Source organism: Spirosoma oryzae (assembly GCF_003002825.1).
In the GTDB taxonomy this organism is placed as follows: Bacteria; Bacteroidota; Bacteroidia; order Cytophagales; family Spirosomataceae; genus Spirosoma; species Spirosoma oryzae.
On sequence record NZ_PVTE01000009.1, the window covers coordinates 79,647 to 102,828 of the forward strand.

The 23,182-nt window shown below is 55.1% G+C and carries 20 protein-coding genes; 10 read left to right on the top strand and 10 right to left on the bottom strand.

Annotation, left to right across the window (positions count from 1 at the left end):
• Positions 1–12: 12 nt before the first annotated feature.
• From CLV58_RS12145 to CLV58_RS12155, 3 genes are all read right to left on the bottom strand, one after another.
• On the bottom strand, positions 13–831 hold the full coding sequence (locus CLV58_RS12145) for a ThuA domain-containing protein (RefSeq protein ID WP_106138084.1): 819 nt from the start codon (positions 829–831) through the stop codon (positions 13–15).
• A gap of 3 nt (positions 832–834) precedes the next feature.
• Entirely contained in the window at positions 835–1,509 is a 675-nt protein-coding gene (locus tag CLV58_RS12150) for a hypothetical protein (RefSeq protein ID WP_106138085.1), read from the bottom strand.
• Between the two features lie 163 nt (positions 1,510–1,672).
• Positions 1,673–2,821 carry an aldose epimerase family protein gene (locus CLV58_RS12155; protein WP_106138086.1) on the bottom strand — a complete coding sequence of 383 codons (1,149 nt, stop codon included), beginning with the start codon at positions 2,819–2,821 and terminating at the stop codon, positions 1,673–1,675.
• A 171-nt stretch (positions 2,822–2,992) separates the two neighbouring features.
• On the opposite strand from CLV58_RS12155, the gene CLV58_RS12160 reads away from it, so the two are divergent.
• A complete protein-coding gene (locus CLV58_RS12160) occupies positions 2,993–3,862 on the top strand; it encodes a sugar phosphate isomerase/epimerase family protein (RefSeq protein WP_106138087.1) in 870 nt (289 codons plus the stop codon).
• Between the two features lie 72 nt (positions 3,863–3,934).
• Here the strand turns inward: CLV58_RS12160 and CLV58_RS12165 are convergent, their stop codons facing one another.
• Positions 3,935–4,594: an MBL fold metallo-hydrolase gene (locus CLV58_RS12165; RefSeq protein WP_106138088.1), complete on the bottom strand. Its 660-nt coding sequence runs from the start codon at positions 4,592–4,594 to the stop codon at positions 3,935–3,937.
• 129 nt (positions 4,595–4,723) lie between these two features.
• On the opposite strand from CLV58_RS12165, the gene CLV58_RS12170 reads away from it, so the two are divergent.
• Positions 4,724–5,758, top strand: coding sequence for a sodium:calcium antiporter (locus CLV58_RS12170; protein WP_106138089.1), 1,035 nt, complete (start codon positions 4,724–4,726; stop codon positions 5,756–5,758).
• A 32-nt stretch (positions 5,759–5,790) separates the two neighbouring features.
• Here CLV58_RS12170 and CLV58_RS12175 read toward each other — a convergent pair whose 3' ends face one another.
• Together CLV58_RS12175 and CLV58_RS12180 are read right to left on the bottom strand one after the other, a co-directional pair.
• Positions 5,791–6,102: a cupin domain-containing protein gene (locus CLV58_RS12175; RefSeq protein WP_170108692.1), complete on the bottom strand. Its 312-nt coding sequence runs from the start codon at positions 6,100–6,102 to the stop codon at positions 5,791–5,793.
• Positions 6,103–6,203: 101 nt separating this feature from the next.
• Entirely contained in the window at positions 6,204–6,434 is a 231-nt protein-coding gene (locus CLV58_RS12180; RefSeq protein ID WP_106138091.1) for a helix-turn-helix transcriptional regulator, read from the bottom strand.
• Positions 6,435–6,739: 305 nt separating this feature from the next.
• Here CLV58_RS12180 and CLV58_RS12185 point away from each other — a divergent pair, with 305 nt between their 5' ends.
• The 8 genes from CLV58_RS12185 to CLV58_RS12220 all read left to right on the top strand — a co-directional run bounded on the left by CLV58_RS12185 (position 6,740) and on the right by CLV58_RS12220 (position 17,076).
• The gene (locus tag CLV58_RS12185) at positions 6,740–7,636 is read left to right on the top strand and encodes a LysR family transcriptional regulator (RefSeq protein ID WP_106138092.1); all 897 of its coding nucleotides are present in this window, start codon (positions 6,740–6,742) and stop codon (positions 7,634–7,636) included.
• Between the two features lie 268 nt (positions 7,637–7,904).
• Positions 7,905–9,404 (top strand): tetratricopeptide repeat protein, encoded by a 1,500-nt coding sequence (locus CLV58_RS12190; protein WP_146141420.1) that lies wholly within the window; start codon positions 7,905–7,907, stop codon positions 9,402–9,404.
• Positions 9,405–9,518: 114 nt separating this feature from the next.
• Entirely contained in the window at positions 9,519–10,364 is an 846-nt protein-coding gene (locus CLV58_RS12195) for a hypothetical protein (protein ID WP_106138094.1), read from the top strand.
• 251 nt (positions 10,365–10,615) lie between these two features.
• The gene (locus CLV58_RS12200; RefSeq protein WP_106138095.1) at positions 10,616–11,614 is read left to right on the top strand and encodes a YeiH family protein; all 999 of its coding nucleotides are present in this window, start codon (positions 10,616–10,618) and stop codon (positions 11,612–11,614) included.
• 177 nt (positions 11,615–11,791) lie between these two features.
• Positions 11,792–13,039: a sulfite oxidase gene (locus tag CLV58_RS12205; protein ID WP_106138096.1), complete on the top strand. Its 1,248-nt coding sequence runs from the start codon at positions 11,792–11,794 to the stop codon at positions 13,037–13,039.
• Positions 13,040–13,376: 337 nt separating this feature from the next.
• Positions 13,377–13,892, top strand: coding sequence for a hypothetical protein (locus tag CLV58_RS12210; RefSeq protein WP_106138097.1), 516 nt, complete (start codon positions 13,377–13,379; stop codon positions 13,890–13,892).
• Positions 13,893–14,416: 524 nt separating this feature from the next.
• Positions 14,417–15,367, top strand: coding sequence for a TlpA family protein disulfide reductase (locus CLV58_RS12215; protein WP_170108693.1), 951 nt, complete (start codon positions 14,417–14,419; stop codon positions 15,365–15,367).
• A 134-nt stretch (positions 15,368–15,501) separates the two neighbouring features.
• Positions 15,502–17,076, top strand: coding sequence for an amidase family protein (locus tag CLV58_RS12220; protein ID WP_106138099.1), 1,575 nt, complete (start codon positions 15,502–15,504; stop codon positions 17,074–17,076).
• A gap of 75 nt (positions 17,077–17,151) precedes the next feature.
• On the opposite strand, the gene CLV58_RS12225 is transcribed toward CLV58_RS12220, so the two are convergent.
• The 4 genes from CLV58_RS12225 to CLV58_RS12240 form a co-directional block, all read right to left on the bottom strand.
• On the bottom strand, positions 17,152–18,948 hold the full coding sequence (locus tag CLV58_RS12225; protein WP_106138100.1) for a thiamine pyrophosphate-dependent enzyme: 1,797 nt from the start codon (positions 18,946–18,948) through the stop codon (positions 17,152–17,154).
• 263 nt (positions 18,949–19,211) lie between these two features.
• Positions 19,212–19,982, bottom strand: a complete 771-nt coding sequence (locus CLV58_RS12230; protein WP_106138101.1) for an MIP/aquaporin family protein — start codon at positions 19,980–19,982, stop codon at positions 19,212–19,214.
• 82 nt (positions 19,983–20,064) lie between these two features.
• Positions 20,065–20,478 carry an EamA family transporter gene (locus CLV58_RS12235; protein WP_106138102.1) on the bottom strand — a complete coding sequence of 138 codons (414 nt, stop codon included), beginning with the start codon at positions 20,476–20,478 and terminating at the stop codon, positions 20,065–20,067.
• A gap of 174 nt (positions 20,479–20,652) precedes the next feature.
• Positions 20,653–23,145, bottom strand: coding sequence for a PAS domain-containing sensor histidine kinase (locus CLV58_RS12240; protein WP_245882311.1), 2,493 nt, complete (start codon positions 23,143–23,145; stop codon positions 20,653–20,655).
• Positions 23,146–23,182: the final 37 nt, after the last annotated feature.

Genomic DNA, 23,182 nt, shown 5'->3' on the forward strand with positions numbered 1-23,182 from the left:
TTTCTCTTTCATCTACTTCCCACCCAGCCACAGCAGTCCGTTCAGGATCAGCTGATTTTGGTCGGGACTGCTGAAGGTCGACGATAGGGCTTTGCCGGTGCCGTGTTCGTAGTCGATGTCGTTGTGGCCCATGTTGAGGTACAGCATTCGGTAACGCTTGTTCGTCCAGACAACGGGATAGTAGCCACTGTGCCAGATTTCGTGCGGTTTAGGCCCGGTACCGAGCGGAAAGCTGGTTGAGTCGATGGCCAGCAGAATGTCGATGTCGGGATTCTTCCGCAGATCATTCGACCAGCGATACCACTCATTCGGAGCCGTTTTAAACGTGCGCGGCAACGAACGTGTAACGGGGTGCTTCCGGTCTTCAACACGCAGCACAGCCGATGTGGGTCGCCAGGTATTGCTGCCGTACTGCCCCGACCCCAGAAACTGATTGTGATACCAGTCCCAGTTTTGCGGGTAGGTCGAAGGCGTCAGGGCGAAGGCGGCAAAATGAAAACCCATCCAGCGCCCGCCCCGCTCCATGTACTGCTGAAAAGCCGCCCGTTGCGCCGGATCATCAGGACGCGTGTCGAGAAACAGGACGACCTGATAACGCGACAGAAAATCAGTGTTCAGATTCGTCCAGTCGCTGGTTGAGTCGTACTGAAAGCCGTGCTGAGCCGCCAGTTGAGGAAACCAGCGGTTGGCTTCCTGCACGAAGCTGATGTGCGCCTGATCGTTTTTGGCCGTAAAAAAGGCAATGACCCGGAAGGCCGGTTTTTGCTGCGCCTGACTACAAATCGACAGCAGCAACAGCAGCAAACACAACAGAAATCGGCGTAGTCTCATCAGTTAAAACGTATAAAACAGCTGCGTTTGCAGACTGGCCCGCCCCGAAAAGTACGACGAATACGTTCCCTGCGGCAGATAATAATTGAACGTTGGCTGAACGGACAGCGACAGGTGATTGCTCATCCGGTAGATAGCCCCTACCCCAACCGTCGGCACGACCGTCACCCTGTGTTTATCTGTTTCAAGCCGTATTTCCTGGTCATTACCGATGTTGAGATACGTTGGTGAGCGAAAACTGAACAAAGTTCCAACTGAAAAGTAAGGCGACAAGCGCCGGGCCGACGATTGAAAATTGACCAGTATCGGTACCTGGTAATGACGCGAACGAGTTCGACCAAAGGGTGAGTGATCAACAGGCATACTAGTCTCGAAAGTAGGCACGTCGGTCTGATTATAGCTCATCCAGATGCCCGTCGATACTGACCATTTAGGCTGAAGAGCATACCGTCCCAGCAGCCCGATTGTATAACCTCGTCCGGTTGACCGGCTGGCAAGGTCAAGCGGAATGAAACCGCCTTTACCAATATCTGGTATCAGAACACTCTGCTTGGTTTTTGAATAACTGTACGTTGGTGCCCCACTGATCGACAGCGAGAATTTGCCCTGAGCAAAGCCACCGTACGCCGAAAGCAGCACGCAGCCATACATGACAACAATGCCGAAGACAGTTTTCATAAGTTGGGCGGAGCAGGAAGGTGGACGGAGCGGAAACGAGCAGGCCGGGTTCGTGCCCGACTCCGAATTTTCGGATAAACAGACAAGCACCCGGCCTGGTTGTAACGTCTCGTCTGGTTTAACAGCATCTTAACAAAGCCGCTGACTTACAGACCGTTTCCGCTTACTTTGCTGAAAATGTGTAGATCGTTGTCGTCTGATACGTCTGCCCCGGACGCAGTACCGTCGATGGGAACTTGGGTTGGTTCGGCGAGTCAGGATAGTGCTCGGTTTCGAGGCAGAGCGCGTAGCGTTTTTTGTACGTCGCGCCCCGGCCCGACAGCGTTCCGTCGAGGAAGTTACCCGTGTAGAACTGCACCGCCGGCTCGGTCGACTGCACCTCCATCACCCGGCCGCTCGTGGGTTCCATCACGGTCGCCACTTTTTTCAGGCTCTTGCTGCTGTCGGTCAGTACCCAGGCATGGTCATAGCCACCGCCGTTCTTGATTTGCACGTCGGTCGAGTCGTTGATGCTCTGACCGATCACGCGCGGTTTGGTGAAGTCGAAGGGCGTACCGGCAACGGGCTGCAACTGCCCGGTCGGAATCAGGTCTTTGCTGACCGGGATGAACTTGTCGGCGTAGATCGTTACGACATGATCAAGGATATCGCGTTTGACGCCCCCCGTCAGGTTGAAATATGTGTGGTTGGTCAGGTTTACGACCGTCGGCTTGTCGGTCGTGGCCTTGTAGTCGATCTTCAGGGCGTTGTCTTTTTGCAGCGTGTAAGTCACTTCCACGTTCAGCGCACCGGGGTAGCCTTCTTCGCCGTCCTTCGATACGTAGGTCAGTTTCAGCGCCGGTTCCTCACCCTCGACCGGCGTCGCCGTCCAGACGCGTTTGTCGAAGCCTTTCGCCCCGCCGTGCAGGCTGTTTGGGCCGTTGTTGGTCGGCAGCGTATACGCCTTACCGTCGAGCGTGAATTTGCCCCCGGCGATCCGGTTACCGTAGCGGCCAATCAGCGCGCCAAAAAACGGAACGCCTTTTTCGTAGCCCGCCAGCGAATCCATTCCCAGCGTCACTTCTTCGAACTTACCGTCTTTGTCGGGGGCGGTCAGCGACACGATCGTACCGCCGTAGTTGGTGATTTTAGCGGTCATACCGGCCGCATTGTGGAGGGTGTAGAGGTCGACGGCCTGTCCATCGGACAGCGTTCCGTAGGCCGCTTTTTCAATACCGGCTTTCTGCTCGGTTTCTTTTTTCGGAGAACAGCTATTCATCATCAGTAAGCCGCCGGCCAGTACGGCAAACGCCAATCGGGTTGAAACAAACATACGAACTTGCGTTAAGAACGCACCGGTACGCGGTGTGTTATTGGTTTTTTGCCTGATTAAAGGCAATTGCGCGATGAATGTACTCAACCGCTTCGGCGAATTTCTGCGATAACGCATAGCGGTAGAAAAGCCGTACTTTCGCGTTTTACCCTAGTATTCCCAACTTTTATCATGCAACGACGCGATTTTATCCGGCAGTCGGCCCTCCTGACAGCCGGTGCTTTTGCCCTCAGCCAGACCAACTTACTGGCCAATGCTCCCGCCAAAACCATTAGCCCATTTGGCGTTCAGCTATACAGCGTACGCGACGTTATCGGTAAAGACCCCAAGGGGGTGATGACGCAGCTGGCGCAAATGGGGTACAAACAGTTTGAAAGCTACAGTGGCCAGCAGGGCTTTTTGTGGGGCATGACACCCGCCGAAATGAAGTCGTTTCTGAACGGCATCGGCGTGAAGATGGTCAGCACGCACTTCAACTTCGGGCAGCAGATGGACAAGCCCGACGAGCTGCAAAAAAGCTTCGATATGGCGAAGGGCGCTGGCCTGACCTATATTCTGTGCCCGTATATCGGCCCCCAGAAGTCGATGGACGACTGGAAACGGATCGCCGATCGCTTCAACAAAGCGGGTGAGCAGGCTAAGAAAAGCGGGATGAAGTTCGGCTACCACAACCACGATTATTCGTTCAAACCCCTCGACGGTCAGATTCCGCAGGAGTACCTGTTGGCTAACACCGACCCTAAAAACGTGATGTTCGAGCTGGACCTGTGCTGGATCGACGTAGCGGGTCAGGACACCGAAGCGCACCTGAAAAAATACGGCAAGCGCTACGAACTCTGCCACATCAAGGATTACAAGAAAGTAGATGGTAAACCTGTGCAGAACGACCTTGGCAAAGGGGCCGTCGACTTTAAAAAGACGTTGCGTGTTGCCATGGAAAACGGCATGAAATACTACATCGTCGAGCAGGAAGAGTACCCAACCGACGTGCTGACGAGCATGAAAAACGATGCTGAGTACATGAAGACGTTGTCAGTGTAGTTTTCGGTTTTCCGTATACGGTTTACAGTTGCGTGGCCGTAAACCGTATACGGAAAACCGAAAACCAGATAGCTACAAGCTTACCCCGTCCCCCGGCTGTTCGGGTCGGTGGAAGTTGATACCGCGCTTGCCGAAATACTGCTCGTAGTTGGTATAGCGCTGGGTAACAAAAAACGGCTTCGCGTACCCGTCATGCAGCGGTAGAATTGCCTTCGGCTGCATCTTTTCGACAAATCGGGCAACGATCAACTCCGTCAGGAACGGTGCCATGACGGGCAGCATCAGCAGGTCGACGCCACGGAACGCCAGCAGCTTATCGGAGAACGAATCGACGGTGTTCAGCACCTTCCCGTCGATCAGAAACGCAAACATGCCGGGAATGTGATCGGCCAGGATGGGTTCGTGCGCCACCGCGATCGCCTGCAACGCAAAGCGTCCCACCTGTAAGCTACCCTCCGCAATTTCCTGCACCTTGATACCAACAGGTGCCAGTTTCTCCACCACTTCCTGCGTCGACCAAACGGTAGCCTTACTCAGGGCCACAATTTTCGTCAGCGCATCGATGTCCAGATGATCGGGATGACTGTGTGTGATGACGATGTTCGCAACCTGACTGAACGTCTCAGGTTTGACCAGTCCTTCAACAAACGAAAACGTACCGGGATCGAATAAAAGCTGTTCGCCTTCTTTTTCGAGCAGCAGGCAGGAATGCAGGTATTTCTTGATGTTCATGGTTGTGCAACGCGGATGACATAGCGATAACTTATCGACACCGGTCAGGGTTATTGGCTACGTACCAGCGCGACGGCTGATGACATTGGCTCCGTCGTTACTGTCGGCCAATGTCTTTCCGGCTTCATCATGTTTGCTTCGTTATCACTACCCGTTCTTCTTCTCATTTTTGGCGTAGCAGCAGCCGTTGTCTGGCGGGCGGGCACGGCGCTCTCCAATACAACCGATAGCCTCGACAAGCGTTTCAAGCTTGGCGAAGCGCTGGGTGGTACCATCGTACTCGCTATCGTGACCAACTTGCCGGAGATCGCGATCACTGTCAGTGCTGCCCTTGGCAACAAGATCGGCCTGGCCGTCGGTAACATTCTGGGAGGTATTGCCCTGCAAACGATCGTGCTGGTGCTGCTCGATGCCTTCGGTGTCGGCAAGCAGGACACACTGACCTCCCGCCAATCGTCGCTGACACCTGTCCTGGAAGCAACGCTGGTTATCGCCATGCTGACAATAGTTGTCATGGGGCATCAGCTTCCCGAAACCATGCTCTTCGCTCGAACGACACCCGCGAGTATTGCACTGATCGGTGTGTGGCTGGTGGGCGTATGGCTCATCGGAAAATCGCACAACGCCTTACCCTGGCACACGGCTAGCACTCCGCAGTCAACTAACCAAGGGAAGTCGGACGATGAGAAGCGAAGCACGGGCAAGACGCTGCTTATTTTCGGCGTCGCTGCGCTGGCGACGCTGCTGGGCGGGGTCGCCCTGGAAGAAAGTGGCGATGCCATGTCGAAGCTGCTGGGAATGGATGGGGTCATCTTCGGAGCTACCATCCTGGCTGCAGCTACGTCGTTACCCGAAGTATCGACTGGCCTGACTTCGGTTAAACTAAAGGATTATACGCTGGCTGTCAGCGACATTTTCGGAGGTAACGCCTTTTTGCCGGTACTGCTGGCGCTGGCAACAACAATATCCGGCAAGCCGGTATTGCCCAACGCGCAAAAAAGCGACATCTACCTGACGGGGCTGGGCATACTCGTTACGATTCCGTACATCTACGGTATGCTGTTTCGGCCCAAACGTCAGCTAGCACGCATGGGCATCGACTCCTTTGTCGCGCTGATCGTTTATCTGGTCGGAGCCGCCGGCTTATTCATGATTGCGAAGTAGCTCGATACCACAGCAACGATCGCGAAGTCGACCTACCGATTTGCGTTCCAGACCAGAATGGTACAACCGCTGGGGCTGGTAGCGTGGTGCTCCGTACCGACCGGATAATAGACATAAGCACCCGGCCCGAACGCTTTCCCATTTTCGACCTGCGGATCGACATACACCCCGTCGACCACAAATACCTCGTCGGGAACGGCATGTGCATGAACGGGAAACGCTTTCCCGGCCCCGATACGGATCAGTGTTCGTTTTTCACCCGGCAGGCTACGCAGCATGCATTTTTCTACCCCCTCCGTCACCGTCTCCCACGGCAGCTCCGACGCGTTTACAGCCTCTATCATAGTCATAGGTTTTGTAATTCGTACCTGTAACCAACGACACGCGCGGATAATTCGAATTACGCGATTGCGTCACCAGTGGTGATCGAATTATACGGTGCATGTTATTCCAGTTCACTCAGACTATGGTCGCGTTCAGCAATTGGAACCGGACCGGCTTCATGATTAAACAGACGCAACACCTGATTGACTTTATCGAGTCGTAAGGTCGCTTTTCCCTGCTCCAGATCACGTATAAATCGCAGCCCAACACCCGCTTTGTACGCCAGTTCCTCCTGCGTCAGGCCCGTCTGCTTACGACGTTGTTTGATAAATTGACTTAACGTGCTGTGCATAACTATACCCAAACAGGTATAAATAAGTGTCTACAAACAAATATATACCTTATCGGGTATATTTATCACAATACCGGGCAATACTATACCCGATAAGGTATACAAGCGCATACTATTATCGGCTTGGTTCAGGTAAAAGCGAGTCTGTTTTACTGGCGGCTTATTGATTACTTTCTGATTTCTTTGTACCCATTGTCAACAACCGGTTCCATAGACCACGCTGTTAGACTAGTAGTACTGCTCTACCCCACCAGTCGCTACCGGTATTGTGTACTACTTCATCGGGTCTGTATTCCCCCTCCCCCATGTTCGATTTTCGACTGACCGTTTTTTATACCGTTGCCAAGCGGCTGAGTTTCACCAAAGCAGCCGCCGAACTGTTTGTGACGCAGCCTGCCATCACCAAGCATGTTCAGGAACTGGAAAGTCAGCTCGGCATGGCGCTGTTCGACCGGCGGGGGAATCAGATCAGCCTGACCACGGCGGGGAACGTGTTGCTGCGCCATGCCGAAACGATTATGGGCGTGTACAGGCAGATCGAGTTCGACCTGAATGCGCTGAAGGGACAACCCGGTGGACGATTGCGGCTGGGTGCCAGTTCGACCATTGCGCAGTATGTGATTCCGGCCGTACTGGCCCGGTTTCAGGACCATTCGCCGGAGGTGAGCCTGTCGCTCCTGAGCGGCAATACCGATCAGATTGAGCAGGCGCTGCTCAACAACGACATCGACCTGGGACTGGTCGAAGGGCGCACGCACCACAGCGACATCCGCTACACGCCTTTTGTGAAAGATGAGCTGGTGCTGGTTTGCCGGGCCGATCACCCGCTGGCCGGGCGCGATGAAATCACGCTCGACGAACTCAAGACGGTACCCATTGCGCTACGGGAACGGGGGTCCGGCTCGCTGGAAGTGGTCGAACATGCCCTGCGCGGAGCCGGTCTGCGCCTGAACGACCTGAACCTGGCCATGCAGCTAGGCAGTACGGAGGGGATCAAGTCGTACCTGACCAACTCCGCCAGCATCGCGTTCATCTCCATTTTTGCCGTACAGAACGAACTGAAAAACGGCATCCTGCGCGTGCTCGACGTAGCAGGCCTGACGATTCAGCGTGACTTCTATTCGGTGCAGCTACAGGGTGTCAGTGAAGGCCTGGCCGACACGTTCATGCGCTTCGCCCGGCAGCAGTACAATCGCCGGTGATGAATGATCTGAATTAGCCATACTTGCCGAATCCGGCTTTGCGTTTACCACGGCACGTATACCCATGCGCGCGCTGATAGTCTCGCGGACCTGTCGATCTGGATAGCCCGGTTAGTGAACATGGCGAACTACTAAGTCGACAGATTTACTCATCCAGTTAATAAACAGCCGTGCGACTATATCGCTGTTTAGTCGGTACTTTGTAGCCACTTTCTCGTACTCCGGTACAGTCACCGCTACTGGTTTGCATCTCGCTTTCGCTCTGCCCGTGCCTACTTTTCTGCTCACCCGTCGTTTAAGCTGGCTACTGATTCTTGGCCTGTTAGGTTACAGCCAACGAACGTCGGCCCAATCGGTTACGCAGGATTCTATTCAATGGTATAACACCCAGCTGGCTGAACAGCAGCAACCACTGGCGCGGGCCCGGACGCAGGTAGCACTGGCCTGGCACCTCACCTCGGCTGGCGAAACGGAACGCGCAGCGAATCTCCTGCTAACGGCAATCGACGTTTTCAGGAAATACCGGCGTTACAACGATCTACGACAGGCTTACGTCAGTCTGGCGCAGCTGTTTCAGTTCCAGCATAATCTGCCCAAATCGGTCGAATACAGCAAACAGGCGCTCGACTATGCCCGATTGGCAGGTGACAGTAGCAAGCTTTGCCTGACCATGCACGACTACGCCATGATTCTGGGCGAGAACCGCCAATTCGGCCCTTCACTGGCCTATTTTGATGATGCCATTCAGCTGGCAAACCGGCTCAACGACACGAATAACCTTATGCTGGCAAATCTGAACATGGCCAGTATTCTGATTGAAAAAGGCGACTACCTGCAAACGATCAGCCGTGCTCAGCGAGCGCTACCTATTGCCGGTCGGCTAGGTGACAGGGATGCGGTATTTCGGGCCGATGCGATCATCGGTGCTGCGCTGACCAAACTAAACCGGTTCGCCGAAGCGGATCAATACTACAAACGGGCAGAAGCGTATCTGCCCATAGTTGGGTCGCGCTATTACGACCGGGAAATGGCACTTACCCGTACCGAATGGGCCGAACGACAGGGCGACTATCGGGCGGCTTTTCAGTACCAGAAAGCTTATTTCACACTCGACACGCTACTAGCCAATCAGCAAAACAAAGAGCATGTAGCCGAGTTGGAAATTCGCTACCGGACCCGGGAGAGCGAGCAGGAAAAAGCCCGACTACAACGTGATCTGACGTATCAGCGGTGGTTGTTTGCAGGGGGAGCCTTATTGCTGTTGCTGATTGTCGTAGCCATCTATCTACAACGCATTCAACTGGCCCAGCGCAATCAACTACTCGAAGTACAGGCGCAGTTGGCTAGGGTACAACTACAGACCGCCACCGATCAGCTGGCCGTATTTGCCGACTCCGTAGTACGGAAAAATGCATTTATCGACCAGATACAAAATGAACTCGATAGTCTGAAAGGACAGCAGTCGGCCGGTAGCCAGCAACTCATCGAACAGCTCAACCAGGCCCGGCTGCTGACCGATGCGCAGTGGAATGATTTCCGGCTGAAGTTCGAGCAGCTCCATCCTCAATTTATCGACCGCCTGCGCCAGTCGGTGCCCAACCTGACCGATACGGAATTGAAGATGGCCTGCATGATCCGGCTGAATTTCTCGACAAGTCAGATTGCGGGGATGCTGGGCATTTCGGCCGACAGCGCGACCAAGAACCGGTACCGACTGCGCAAGAAGATTAACACGGAAGATATAAACAGCTACTTATCAAATACTTAATTAATTGTCCATTTTTTGTCCATCCCAGTTTTATCGCTTGACAGACGTCTGTTCATAGGTTTGTTCTACAACTAGTTATCAGTAGACATACCCTCGTTATTTAACCAGACGCGAATGAAGCTCATTGCCTATTACTGCCTGATTTCACTGACCTTTTTGCTATCCTGCAAATTTAGCGAAGGCCCCGGACCGGACGCATCGTCGACCAATCCCGACGATTGCGTGCTCACCAAGGCTGTCTACGGACAGGGTGAGTACGACGAGTTTACGTACGATTCGCGGGGCCTGATTACCTCCATTCAGTCGTATCAGAATAATGCAAAATCCGGTCTCTATACGAATACGTACGACGCCGACGGTAAGCTCACTGGTCAGAATCTGAACGGGTTCACGGTCCAATACGTATACTCCGGCAGCACGCTGACCAAGATTCAGCTGGTAGACAGCGGTGTCGTGCTGGGTGAATACGCCGTTACCGTTGACGGTTCGGGCCGAATCAGCAACCTCAAGGTACAAAATGCCCAATCCCCCTTCGACACGTACGCGGGGTATAATTCGACCTTTACCTACGATGGGCAAGGCAACTGCACGCTGGTCGAGTTAAAGGATACGCAAGGCCGTGTATTGAGCCGGACCGTATACAGCAATTTTGTGGCGGTACGGTCCCACGTAACAAAGTTCAAGAATCAGTTCATCAACCCATACACGGCCACGATCACCGAGAATTTGCAGTACGCGCTGCTGTACAAATTCCCGAATACGTCCCCCAATAAAGTGGAACTGTACTCAGCGATCGACCTTAACGGCAACTACACCGGAACGTTGAGTAAACAATCCGAAGACGTTTACCAGCGAACCGCCAACCAGAGTGGCATGCAGACGCAGCGCGTGGCGACCTCCACAACCAGCGGTGGCACCCGGACCAGTACGACCACCTTTGAATACACCGGTTGCCAGTAGATTGCCTGAGATCAGGTTGCCTTATTGCTGCCGTTACCGCATTACTCCTCTTTATTTTTCCGTCAACCACAACTACGTTCAATCTTTCCCGAACCGCCCGGTCTGGCACCGACTTAGGTCGCTGTTGGTACCGGGCGGTTCGCCGTTTAGACTACGCTACGCATTACCGCCGGTAATTGGGCATCAGTAGCGGTGATTGGTCCCGGCGGAGGGCGGCCGGTACCTTTGTTCTACGCAAAGCAACACAGGCTATGAACACCGCGCATCCGACTACCACGCCCCCCCAACTACGTTCCCGGCAGCACCCGGCACAACGGCTGCTCGCTTATCGCTTTACCACGCGCCAACTGCTGTTTATCGGGGCTTCACTTCTCTGCCTGACGCCCTTTCTGTCGCCCCCGCTGGCGCTGCTGCTGGGGCTGCTTGTCGCGCAGTTTATCGGTCATCCGTATCTGCACCTCAACAGCAAGGCTACCCATTGGCTGTTACAGGCGTCGGTGGTTGGGCTGGGCTTCGGCATGAATGCCCACAGTGCCATGCAGGCGGGCAAGGAAGGTATCTTACTAACCGTCGCGTCGATTGCCGGAGTGCTCACGGTCGGCGTGCTGCTGGGGAAATGGTTGAAGATCGATGCCGTAACGGCCCACCTGATCGCGGCCGGTACGGCGATTTGTGGCGGGAGCGCCATTGCCGCACTGTCGCCGGTCGTGAAGGCCGACGAAAAGCAGGTATCTGTCGCGCTGGGCACGGTCTTTATCCTCAACGCTGTCGCCCTGCTGGTTTTTCCGGCTATCGGTCAGGGATTGCAGCTGACGCAGCATCAGTTCGGTCTGTGGTGCGCGCTGGCAATTCACGATACGAGTTCGGTAGTTGGGGCAGCAACCCGGTTCGGGCCCGAAGCGTTACAGGTGGCTACGACCGTCAAGCTGGCGCGGGCTCTCTGGATTATTCCCGTTTCGCTCGGCACGGCGGCCCTGTTCAACACCGGCAGCGGCAGGATTACCATACCTTATTTTATCGGTCTGTTCGTACTGGCCATGCTCGTGCACACCTACGTCCCCGCCAGTCAGCCCATTGCCGACGTAGCCGTAACGCTGGCACACCGTGGCCTGACGTTGACGCTGTTTCTGATCGGCGCAGGGCTGTCGGGCAACGTAATCCGGGCGGTGGGCTGGCAACCGCTGGCGCAGGGCATTCTGCTCTGGCTGCTGATCTCGGCCGCATCGCTCTGGGCGATTCTGGCGGTCTGATTTAATAGAAGAAAGATGTGAGAGGAAAGAAGAAAGACAGGTACGATGAACGGGAATGGATTGAGTGAACCATCTTTCTTCTTTTCTCTATTCTCTTTCTTCTCGCACCTCTCCTCTTTCTTCTCGCATCTTTCTTCATAAGAAAGTAAATTGCATAGACCTTTCGCTTCATTTTGCATGGATAGTACGCAACCCACGTCTTCGCTGTTTAACCGGCGGGGCTTTTTGAAAACATCATCGCTGGCAACGTTGACAAGTCTGCTAGGCACGAACATCGTTTTCGCCGACCGGATGCCGAAGAATTACCTGCCGCTGGTGTTCGACGGACAGATCGACCCGATGGCAAGCAAGCATAAAAACATGGTGGTGCTGAACGACAAACCCTGGAACGTCGAGACGCCCGCTTATCTGCTCGACGACGCCGTTACTCCTGCCGACAAAATGTTTATCCGGAACAACGGTCTGATTCCCGAATCGATCGACGTAGCCAACTGGAAACTGACGATCAACGGCGAGTCGGTGAAAGCGCCGAAAACGTATACGCTCAACGACCTCAAAACCAAGTTCAAACCTTACACCTACCAGCTTGTGCTGGAATGCGGGGGCAACGGTCGGGCGGGCTACTTCCCCAAAACATCGGGCAACCAATGGACCGAAGGGGGCGTTAGCTGCGCCGAGTGGACGGGTGTCCGGCTGAAAGACATCCTGGCCGACGCTGGCATCACCGACACCGCCGTCTACATCGGCTATTACGGCCAGGACCTGCACCTCAGTCGCGACCCCAAACAACCAGTTATCTCACGGGGTGTCCCCATTACCAAAGCCCTCGAAGACGAAACCCTCATCGCCTGGGCTATGAACGGGCAGGACATCCCACTCGTTCACGGCTATCCGCTGCGGCTGGTCGTTGGCGGCTGGCCCGCGTCGGTATCGGGCAAGTGGCTGCACACGATTGCGGTCCGCAACAAAGTCCACGACGGGGCCAAGATGACCGGCAAAAGCTACCGCGTCCCGATTCATCCGGTACAACCGGGCGTCGACCCACCGGCGAGTGAGTTCAGGATCATCGAGTCGATGCCCATCAAATCGGTGATTACCTTTCCCCAGTCGGGGCTGGAACTGCCGATGGGTCAGCAGCTATCGCTGCGGGGGCATGCCTGGGCGGGCGACCGAGTGGCGAAGGAACTGCACGTCTCGATCGACTTTGGCGAAACCTGGCAGAAAGCCGATCTGAAAGCACCCAAAAACCGGCTAGCCTGGCAACACTGGGCCGCCGACGTAAGCTTCCCGACGCAGGGCTATTACGAAGTATGGGCGCGGGCCACCGACGACAAAGGCGTATCGCAGCCGATGGTGATGCCCCAATGGAACCCCGAAGGATATATCAACAACGCCTGCCACCGTATCGCGGTGAAGGTGGTGTGAATTACCGGGCAGCAGCCGACCGTCCCCCCCCCCTTCAGGGCAGGGCTATTAAGTTCTTGAATTGACGCTGACGGTAGCCAAATTCACTTCGGCCCATCTACCCCCCAGCCCCCTGAAGGGGGAGCGTTCCGCGAAGAAATAACTCCCCCTTCAGGGGGCTGGGGGTAGATAGACTAGAACTTAACAGCCCTGCCCTAAAGGGGATGAAATTTGCACAAGAACAGCTCCCCCTTTAGGGAGTTGGGGGGGGGTAAACAGGCTAGAACTTAACAGTCCTGTCCTTCAAGGTGTTGAGAGTACTCGAATGTGAAATGATTCGCGAATACGACTTTATTCAATGAACAGACCAACGAAGTACCACTGGCTGATCGCCAGTTTATGTGTGTGGTTGCTGTGCGCGTGGGTGACCCGACACTCGGTGGCCCAGCAACCTGTACCGGGCCGAAAAGGCGCACCAAAAGCCCGCACAACGCACAGCACAGCTCCAAAAGCCGTAAAGCCGGTCAAGGCAACTACAGCCGTTGCCGAAACAGTACCTATGGCCGCTACAGTCGTCAACCCGCAGGGCGTGGTGGTCGATGCGGAGACGGGCCTGACGGTCGACGATAACATGGTGCTGGTGAAAGGGCAATGCACCGTCTGCCATACCAGTAAGCTGATTCTGCAAAGCCATTTCGACCGCGACAAGTGGGTCGAGCGGATTCGGTGGATGCAGCGGACGCAGAAGCTGTGGGACCTGGGTGAAACCGAAAAGCCGATTCTCGATTATCTGGTAAAAAACTACGGCCCCCTTCCCATCCAGTTCGACGGTCGCCGACTCCCCCTCGACCCGCCCCGCTGGCATACCCGCTAAACCGTTACGTCCTAAAATTTAATGCCAGAAAAGGCCCTGAACATGCACGAAAGTTCAGGGCCTTTTCCGTATCATTACCCGTATGTACAGCGCCTAACGAATTAGCGCCAGCAGCTGATAATCAGCCCATCAACCCGACCACACCGATGAAAAACGCCCTACGTCTATTCTGCACAGTACTAGTCCTGGCGAGTTGCAACAGGCAGCCGGAACAAGCGCCAACCACAATCCGATTACCCATCACAATCAAAGAAGGCTACGGACCGTTTTACCCCGGATTTGGCATCCTTAGCGCAGATTGGCCAACCGATCCAATATGGGGCAAAACATACTATCCTGTTCGTGGGATTCCCCGTCACTGGAGCAGCCCGGTACGGACCAGAGTTATCGTAAATTTCCAGCAGTTCGTTTATCAGCATGTCAAAACGGGGAATTTAGAGCAGGCCCTTTACGATACGTACAGCAAAGCACCTGGCTGGACGTCCAATACGAATTCTCTGTCGACGAAGCCCATAAAATGCTACGTGAACGTTGTACGCGGCTTCGATGAGCACATTGGTAAATGGGCCATTCTAGTCGACACAGACAATGACCTCGATTTCGCTGACGAAGCACCTGTCTATCCTGAGTTTCTTCACCCGAAGGAAATCGATTATAAAATCAAGGATCAACGCATTATCCAGTACGAACTATACAAGAACGGACGGGTAGAAACGGCTCGCACGCCCGTAGTTTTTCGGTACACCAACACTCATTTTTTGTATAGTTTCCCCCGTTACGCAACGGCTATAGCCCAGGTAGCTGGTAAGCAGTATGACCTCCTTATTGACCCTCATTTATCACGCCTTGATTTCGAAGCATCAAAAATTGCACTGGCATCATCCATCGGGAGCAACGGCCGGATCGACGGACAGAAGATGGTCGAGATCGGTGATGAAATTGAATTGGGTGGTATCGCTTACCGTAACAATGGTATTTCACCCAGTGATAATACGTTGGAACTTGAGCCAGTCAGCGCTGTGTCAGCTCAGACAAATCCACTACAGAACGGACGGGTATTTCAGCCATTTACTGACACCGAGTTTATCAGCGGTAAACCAATCGATTTGCAGAAGCAACGGGGTAAGTACGTCTTTATCGACTTCTGGCATACCGGCTGTCGAGGCTGCGTCGAAGATATGCCCAACCTGAATGCGATCTACCAGCGTGCCGACAAGCGTAAGCTTGCATTCATCGGCATCAATTGTGGCGACTCCCCCGAACGACTGCGTACTTTCCTACAGAAAAAGCAGGTGAAATGGCCGCAAATTCTGTCGACCGACAAAAACAATTACTACCAAAAATACCGCGTTTCCGGCTTTCCGACGTCCGTGCTACTCGATCCGCAGGGAAAAATCATTGCTAGGGATTTACCCAGTCACGCGCTGGACGATAAGTTGGCTGCGTTGTTTTACGAGAAACGAATTGCCAGATAAGCTAAAAAACAATTATTCTATTGCATTTTTCACATAACACCATCTATTCGTTGGCATAGACCCTTAGATTAGGCTGATACAATCCGTTTTCGACCACTGTGTCGGATCGCCTACCGCCTATACTTGCCGACTTGATGAAAAGACGACTACTACTTGTTCTGTTTACCGCCCTGGTCGTCACCACGTACGGGCAATCATTTAAGCCGAAACAACTGCGCGAAGCCACCGTCGACCAGTTGCACACAGCCATGCGGGCGGGTAAGCTCACGGCCGTTCAATTGGTTCAGCTTTATCTCGACCGGATCGAAGCTTACGACAAACAGGGGCCTTTCATCAACGCGCTGATTATGGTCAATCCGAAGGCACTGACCGAAGCCCGACGGCTCGACTCACTGTACAAAGCGACGGGCACGTTTGTGGGGCCGCTCCACGGTATTCCGGTGATCGTGAAAGACAATTACAATACCGCCGACATGCCCACTACCAACGGGACACTGGCGATGAAGACATCGATACCACCCCGCGATGCATTTGTCATCAAGCGGATTCGGGATGCAGGAGCCATCATCATTGCCAAATCAAATCTGGCCGAGTTTGCTACATCGGGACACTTTTCCGTGAGTTCGATTCTGCCGGGCTATTCCCGTAATCCGTATGACACCCGCCGAACGACGGCCGGGTCGAGCGGGGGAACGGCAGCAGCAGTGGCTGCCGATTTTGGCACCATCGGGCTAGGCACCGATACGGGCAGTTCTATCCGGGGACCTTCGTCGCATCAGAGCCTGGTCGGATTTCGGCCGACGCTGGGTCTGGTCAGCCGGGATGGCATTGCCCCGCTTGCCATGACAAACGACACCGGTGGACCAATCTGCCGGACCGTCGAGGATGCCGTTCGACTGCTCGACGTCATCGCAGGTCAGGACGAAGCTGATACCGTTACCCAGCGGAGTAAAGGAAACAGTCCCGTGTCGTATCGGCAGTTCCTGGATAAAAACGGGCTGAAAGGGGCCAGAATCGGTGTATTTCGCCAGTTAGTTACCCCGAAAAATGCTGATCCGCAGGTGTATGCGCTTTTCAACAAGGCACTGGATGAACTGCGAATGGCCGGCGCTATCGTTATCGACTCCGTGCGGGTTCCGGAGCTGGACACGATCAATAAGTCGTTCGACACCATTCCGCAACTCCGGCGCGATTTCAACGTGTACCTGGCTAACCTGGGGCCTAATGCACCGCATAAGTCGCTGCGTTCGATTATCAAATCACGGCAGTTTCACCCGTCTATCGAGAAGACACTACTCGATGCCGACGCCGATACCCTGTCTCCTGAAGCGCACAAAGGCTGGGCTAAAAACATGGCCTTACGGGCGCGACTGCGGCAGCTACTGCTGCGCGCCATGGACTCGACGGGCGTCGATGCACTGGTATACCCGTCATTCAGCTACCCGCCCCGGCTGATCGGCGACCTGAATACGCCCTCCGGTACGAATAATAATGCGCTGTCGCCCCCTACTGGCTTTCCTGCATTTACGGTACCGATGGGCTTCACGTACAACGATTTACCCGCAGGCTTACAGTTCTTCGGACGTCCGTTTAGCGAACCGACACTCGTTCGGCTTTGCTATGCCTACGAGCAGGCTACGCACCACCGGCATCCGCCCGCCACTACGCCGGTTCTTCCCAAGAACAAACGAAAAATGGCGACTATGTAGCATCAGCCAGATACAGGCAATGCCGCTCCCGTTTACGGAAGGGCATTGCCTGTCGACGCGATTGCGATGCCTCGTCTACGTGCCCGGAATAAGGTCGATCAGGCTGCGGCCCTTGGTGGCGACGGCTTCCTTCACCTGGTTGCGGATGAAATTTTTGATGATACTACCCCGGTCGGCTTCGCCACGAATCATGGCTTTCGTGAACTCCAGCGCCTGTTCCGTCGTGATTTTTCCCGGCATCGGCGGCTCGTTCTGATCGACGATACAATCAACCAGAACGGGACCATCGTGGGCCATGACTTCGCGAATGATACGCTCGGCGTCTTTCGGTTCGCTGATCGTAAAGCCGGTAGCCCCACAGGCACGGGCAAATTGGGCATAGTCGATCGATTCCAGTTCGACGCCGTATTCGGGATTACCTTCCATCACGATCTGCTCCCACTTGATTTGCCCGTAGGAGTTATTGTGGAAGATAAACAGCTTGATTGGCAGCTTGTACTTGACCGCCGTTGCCAGTTCGCCCATCAGCATCGTAAAGCCGCCATCGCCGACCATAGCAACGACCTGCCGATTCGGGTACGCCACCGATGCAGCAATGGCATACGGAAAACCAGAGGCCATGGTCGCCAGCAGGCCGGACGTTGAAAAGAGCATGTTCTCTTTCATCTGAATATGCCGGGCTACCCAGGTCGTGTTGTTGCCGCAGTCGCAGGTAACGATGGCATTGTCGGCCAGCATCGGACTGACTAGGTGCGGAATCACCTGCGGTTTCATGGGCATGGTATCCTGCGTTCCCCGCTGCGTCAGCAGCTCACGCCAGTAACCCATTCGCTCCTGCGCTTTTTTCAGAAAACTTCGGTCTTCTTTACGCTGAATCAGTGGTAACAGCGCTTGCAACACCGTTTTGCCGTCGCCCAGCAGGCCCACTTCGACGGGGGTACGCAACCCGATGTGGGCCGCGTCGAGGTCGATCTGTATGGTTCGGGCCTGTCCCGGCTTAGGGTAAAATTCGAAATACGGGAAGTTCGTGCCGACCATAATCAGCGTGTCGCATTCTTCCATGGCATCCTGCGACGGTGCCGTGCCGAGCAGACCCAGTCCACCCGTCGTATACGGATTATCGTCGGGTAGCACGGCTTTACCCAGTAGCGCTTTTACGATGGGGCCACCTACCGCTTCAGCCAGTTGAATGACCTCATCACGAGCACCCAGCGCCCCCCGGCCTACCATGACCACGACTTTCTCGCCAGCGTTGATTACATCAGCCGCCTTCCGTAGCTGATCGACTGAAGGTGCCACTGAATACGCCGTTTTCGTCACGCTGCTGTGATCGGCGACGTTCGACGACGAACGTGTATCGTCGCTGACAGTCCAGTCCTGGTAATCTTTTGGAAACGAAATATGGGTCACCGTCCGCTGCCCTAACGCCGTCCGAACGGCCTGATCGAGCACATTGACCACATGATCGGGCCCCATCACCCGCTCATTGTACGCAGCCAGATCGGTAAATACTTTCACCAGATCGAGGTCCTGCTGGTAGAACGTACCACTGATGTCGTGCGCGGCACTTCCCGTGATCGCCAGCACCGGCTGTCCGTCGTACTTGGCGTCGTACAGACCGTTCATCAGGTGAATGCCACCACAACCCGACGTCGCGATACAAACCCCCAGCTTGCCGGTAAACTTGGCATAGCCGCAGGCCATAAACGCAGCCGCTTCCTCGTGCCGAACCTGTATCAGCCTGATTTTGTCTTCGTGCGTCCGCAGCGATTCGTAAATTCCGTTGATACCGTCGCCGGGCAGGCTAAACACCGTATCGACTCCCCATTCCACTAATCGTTCGACCAATAGGTCAGCTCCTGTTTTAGCCATCGTCGTCGTGCGTTACATTCGTCAAAGTCGGTTTGGTAGTCATCACAAACCAGTTCTCATCGTAAAACAGGCAACACACCGACTTGTTGGTCCGGCACCCGGTCAGCGGTTCTACGCCAATGGGGAATGGCTTCCCCCACCGTTCTACGCGCGGTTTTGACCGGGTTTAAAAGTGATTAATGTGTAGAGACGCGATCCTTCGCGTCTCACCTACCGGATGGTTATCAGGCTGGCGAACAATGTAAAATGACACATAGATGCCATCACACACGCGCCTGCCCGCGCAGGAAACCCGTTTCGTCGTGAGCGAAATGATAGAGCTTGGCGACGTCGTTGCGGAGCCAGTTGAGAATCGGCGAGGCAAACAGCAGCAGCGCCAGGCCCGTACCCGTAAATGGAGCCAGCCAGTACAGCCAGTGATCGGTCCAGATGCCGGTGACAAGGGCAGGACCGAAACTACGGGCCGGGTTGGCGCTACACCCCGACAAGGGCGCTTCCAGTCCAACCAGCCCGGCAAACAAAATCGGAATCGTGTATGGGGTGTACGGTTTGAGCCGATCGTGCGCCGTAAATAGCAGAATGGTGCAGACCAGCAGAAACGTCGACAGCACCTCACCGGCAAAGGCAGCTACGATGTTATCGCCGGGCACCGTAACCCCCTCCCGCTGACTCGCGCCCATTGCGCCCCAGACGGCCGTCAGTACCCACGCACCCACTACCGCCCCGATCAGTTGCGCCAGTACGTAACCCAGCAACCCGCGCCACGGCATCAGCCGACGACAGAAGAAGGCCAGTGTCACGGCCGGGTTCAGGTGTGCCCCACTGATCCGGCCCAGCGGTGACAGCGTGATCAGGCAACCGGTTGACCCGAATAGAAAGCCCGTGAGCACCCGACGCCAGACCGGATCGGGTAACCAATCGGCGACGGGACTTCCGGTCCCAAAATCATAAATCACCGCCGACAGCCCGCCAAATAGCAACAGCGCCGTACCTACGCACTCAGCCGCCAATGCCTTCCACTCGTTCTGCTTCATGATTTCTCTGCTCTTTTCCGATAACGTACTTGCGGTAGAAGACTTGGGCAGGACCGGATTGCTTACCCTGCACTCACGATACTCACAAAATCAGCACAAGCGTACCGCCGATGATTAGCGTTGCACCCAGAGCCACCTTCCAGGTCAGTACTTCACCCAAAAACAGTACCGACAGCACAATGGCAATGGCGACGCTGAGCTTGTCGACCGGTGCTACCTGCGACACGGTTCCCCGTTGTAATGCCTTGAAATAAAAGATCCAGGAAAACCCCGTCGCGATACCCGACAGCACCAGAAACAGCCAGTTCTGACGCGTTAGATTAGGCACCGTTTCGATACCGCCACGCCAGAAAACCAGCCCCCACGCCACTACCAGGATTACGACCGTACGGATAGCAGTGGCCAGATCCGTGTTGACGCCCCGAATACCCACTTTCGCCAAAATGGCCGTCAGTGCAGCAAACAGGGCCGAGAGTAGCGCATAAATCCACCACATATGTTGACCGTTTGACTTGGTTAACCTTTGGCCCAAAGGCCCCCTTCCTATTTCGGCACAATCTTGCATTTGAAGACTACACCATACTTTCTGGCACTGGTTTTTTTTGGGGAGCCTGGCAGGTTTTGAAAACTGGTCAGGTCTACGCCGATGTTAACGGTTGATGGCGTGTCGTCAGGCCGGCAAATACACGCTGAACGTAGCGCCCTGCCCCGGCTGACTGTGGGCGGTAATGGCCCCGCCATGGTTCGCAACGACCTTCTGACAGATAGCGAGCCCGATGCCCGTCCCGACGTATTCACCTTTCCCGTGCAGGCGCTGAAAGACCTGAAAGATACGGTCGACATACTTCTCATCGAAACCGATCCCGTTGTCGACCACATCGATGCGGTGAAAAACGGGCGTAAATCGGCCGGGGCGAACGTCGGCCGGCAATTGCTCGGCGCGCACGGTTTGCACCTGTATTCGAATTCGGGGAGTCACGTCTTTTTGCCGGAACTTGATGGCGTTACTGAGCAGGTTCTGAACTAACTGAGCCAGTTGCGAGAAGTCCCCCGTTACCGTTGGCAGGTCGGCGACCTCCAGTTGCGTGTCGGTTTCGGTCAGTAGCAATTCCAGGTTGGTACGCACGTCCGCAATCACGTCGTTGAGCGGAATGGGCTGACTGGCTTCGCGGTGCGTATCGATGCGGGAATACGTCAGCAGGTCGCGAATCAGCGTCGACATGCGACTGGCGGCCAGTTGCATGCGCTCGATGTAGTTGTTCGATTCGTCGTCCAGTCGGTTGGCCCCCTGCCGTAATTGCAGCAGGTTGCCAAACTGTTGAATCTTACGCAGGGGCTCCTGGAGGTCGTGGCTGGCGACGTACGCAAACTGTTGCAGGTTATCGTTCGAGCGAATCAGCAACTGGTTTGCTTCCTCCAGTTCTTCATTACTGGCCGCCAGTTCCTCATTGGTCGCAGCCAATTCTTCGGTTCGCTCGTCGACCTGTTGACGTAGCGCGAGTTGGGCCGCTCGTTCGTGCGTAACATCACGACTGAATCCACTCATGTTGACCGGCTTACCCTGCGCGTCGAAATGCGTCTGACCAATGGAGTGAATCAGCCGGACCTGCCCGGTACTCACGTTTTTGAGCCGGTATTCCACTTCCAGCCGACCACCCGAATCTACCTGCTGCGCCCGTTGGTAGGCTTCGACAAAGACGGGCAGGTCGGCGGGAATAATCGCGTCGACAACATCGTCCAGCGTCAGCGGCTCTTTGTACTCGATCCAGCTATGCATCCGCCCGGAAAATGTAGCGGACTGCGTTGGGAGGTCGATCTGCCAGATGCCGAGTTGCGCCAGATCGACAGCCTGTTGCAACGACTCCCGCGCCCGCTGCACCTGCCGGTTCGACTTTACGGTCGGCGTAACATCGATGGCCATGTTCATAATCGCATACACCTCACCGGCCGCATTACGCAGGGGCTTATACGTGTAGTCGAAATAGTAGGTACTCAGTACGCCGTCGACTTTCAGATCGGCCGGAGCCTCCCGCATTTCGTGCAGCCTTCCGGTCGCAAATAAGTCGTCCAGCAAACCCAGAAAAGGCTGTCCTTCCAGCTCAGGCAAGGCTTCCGCCAGCGGCATCCCGATAACAGAGGCATCTTTACCCCAGTAGCGAAGCATCGTTTCGTTGGCGACCTGCACGCGCATGTCTTTCCCTACGTACAGGGCCGTGGCTACGGGCGCTTCTTCGATCAGACTCCGAAAACGGGCCTCGCTATCTTCAACGGCCCGGCGGGCCAGCACCTGCTCCGTCACTTCGTAGGCCACACTAACGACGCCCGTTATGTCGCCACTACTACTACGCATCGCTTCGTAGATGTAGTTGTAGTAGCCTGTGTACGGCTGTCCGTACCGGATCAGGTCGAAACGCGCTTCGGTACGTCGAAACGGCGCGCCGGTTGCCATTACCGCGCGTAACCGCTCGATTTCTCCGGTTTCGATCAGTTCAGGAAGTACCTCCAGGAACGGTTTACCGATGGCCGACTCATCCCGTCCCCATATCGCCAGCATAGCGTCATTGGCCATCCGGACCGTCATATCGTTCTCCACGAAGACGGCGTTGGAGATGGGCGAGTGATAAAATAAACTTTCCGTAAACTCCTGACTGGCCTTCAGTTGCTGGATACCCTCAACGGTTTTCGTGGTTTCGCTACAGGTTACCAGCACGCCATTGACGGCCCCCTCATCGTTTGTAATCGGGCTGAAGCAGTATGTCCAGTAGGCATAGCCCATCTGCCCCTCCCGGTAGATAGGTAGCTTTTGATCCTCAAACCAGACAGCATCCCCGCCCTGCATGATAGCACCGATCATGGGACCGATAACGGGCCAGGATTCGGCCCAGCTCACCGGACCAGGCTGCCCCAGTGAGGCTGGATGCTTCCCATCATTCCCCAAACTGGGCCGGAAGGCGTCGTTGTAGAACGTGATCAACTCGTCGCCCCAGAAGATAAGCGAGGGGAAACGGGAGGTAAGCATCATCCGCACAAGCGTACGCAGGCTAAGGGGCCATTCCGCCAGATCGCCAACGGATGTATCGGACCAGTCGAACTGGCGAATCAACCCGCTCATTTCACTATCAGTAGGCCAGAACGACGCAGGAAACTCAGAATTGGTACGCACCAGGTATTCGTATTAGACAATACAATTCGCCTAAAAT

Excerpts from the sequence above, each read along its gene's own strand:
- CLV58_RS12195 (WP_106138094.1), top strand. The coding sequence starts at position 9,519 with ATGAAGCTCATTGCCTATTACTGCCTGATTTCACTGACCTTTTTGCTA.
- CLV58_RS12200 (WP_106138095.1), top strand. The coding sequence starts at position 10,616 with ATGAACACCGCGCATCCGACTACCACGCCCCCCCAACTACGTTCCCGG.
- CLV58_RS12145 (WP_106138084.1), bottom strand. The coding sequence starts at position 831 with ATGAGACTACGCCGATTTCTGTTGTGTTTGCTGCTGTTGCTGCTGTCG.
- CLV58_RS12150 (WP_106138085.1), bottom strand. The coding sequence starts at position 1,509 with ATGAAAACTGTCTTCGGCATTGTTGTCATGTATGGCTGCGTGCTGCTT.
- CLV58_RS12160 (WP_106138087.1), top strand. The coding sequence starts at position 2,993 with ATGCAACGACGCGATTTTATCCGGCAGTCGGCCCTCCTGACAGCCGGT.
- CLV58_RS12155 (WP_106138086.1), bottom strand. The coding sequence starts at position 2,821 with ATGTTTGTTTCAACCCGATTGGCGTTTGCCGTACTGGCCGGCGGCTTA.
- CLV58_RS12230 (WP_106138101.1), bottom strand. The coding sequence starts at position 19,982 with ATGAAGCAGAACGAGTGGAAGGCATTGGCGGCTGAGTGCGTAGGTACG.
- CLV58_RS12165 (WP_106138088.1), bottom strand. The coding sequence starts at position 4,594 with ATGAACATCAAGAAATACCTGCATTCCTGCCTGCTGCTCGAAAAAGAA.
- CLV58_RS12205 (WP_106138096.1), top strand. The coding sequence starts at position 11,792 with ATGGATAGTACGCAACCCACGTCTTCGCTGTTTAACCGGCGGGGCTTT.
- CLV58_RS12175 (WP_170108692.1), bottom strand. The coding sequence starts at position 6,102 with ATGATAGAGGCTGTAAACGCGTCGGAGCTGCCGTGGGAGACGGTGACG.
- CLV58_RS12185 (WP_106138092.1), top strand. The coding sequence starts at position 6,740 with ATGTTCGATTTTCGACTGACCGTTTTTTATACCGTTGCCAAGCGGCTG.
- CLV58_RS12220 (WP_106138099.1), top strand. The coding sequence starts at position 15,502 with ATGAAAAGACGACTACTACTTGTTCTGTTTACCGCCCTGGTCGTCACC.
- CLV58_RS12170 (WP_106138089.1), top strand. The coding sequence starts at position 4,724 with ATGTTTGCTTCGTTATCACTACCCGTTCTTCTTCTCATTTTTGGCGTA.
- CLV58_RS12225 (WP_106138100.1), bottom strand. The coding sequence starts at position 18,948 with ATGGCTAAAACAGGAGCTGACCTATTGGTCGAACGATTAGTGGAATGG.
- CLV58_RS12235 (WP_106138102.1), bottom strand. The coding sequence starts at position 20,478 with ATGTGGTGGATTTATGCGCTACTCTCGGCCCTGTTTGCTGCACTGACG.
- CLV58_RS12180 (WP_106138091.1), bottom strand. The coding sequence starts at position 6,434 with ATGCACAGCACGTTAAGTCAATTTATCAAACAACGTCGTAAGCAGACG.
- CLV58_RS12210 (WP_106138097.1), top strand. The coding sequence starts at position 13,377 with ATGAACAGACCAACGAAGTACCACTGGCTGATCGCCAGTTTATGTGTG.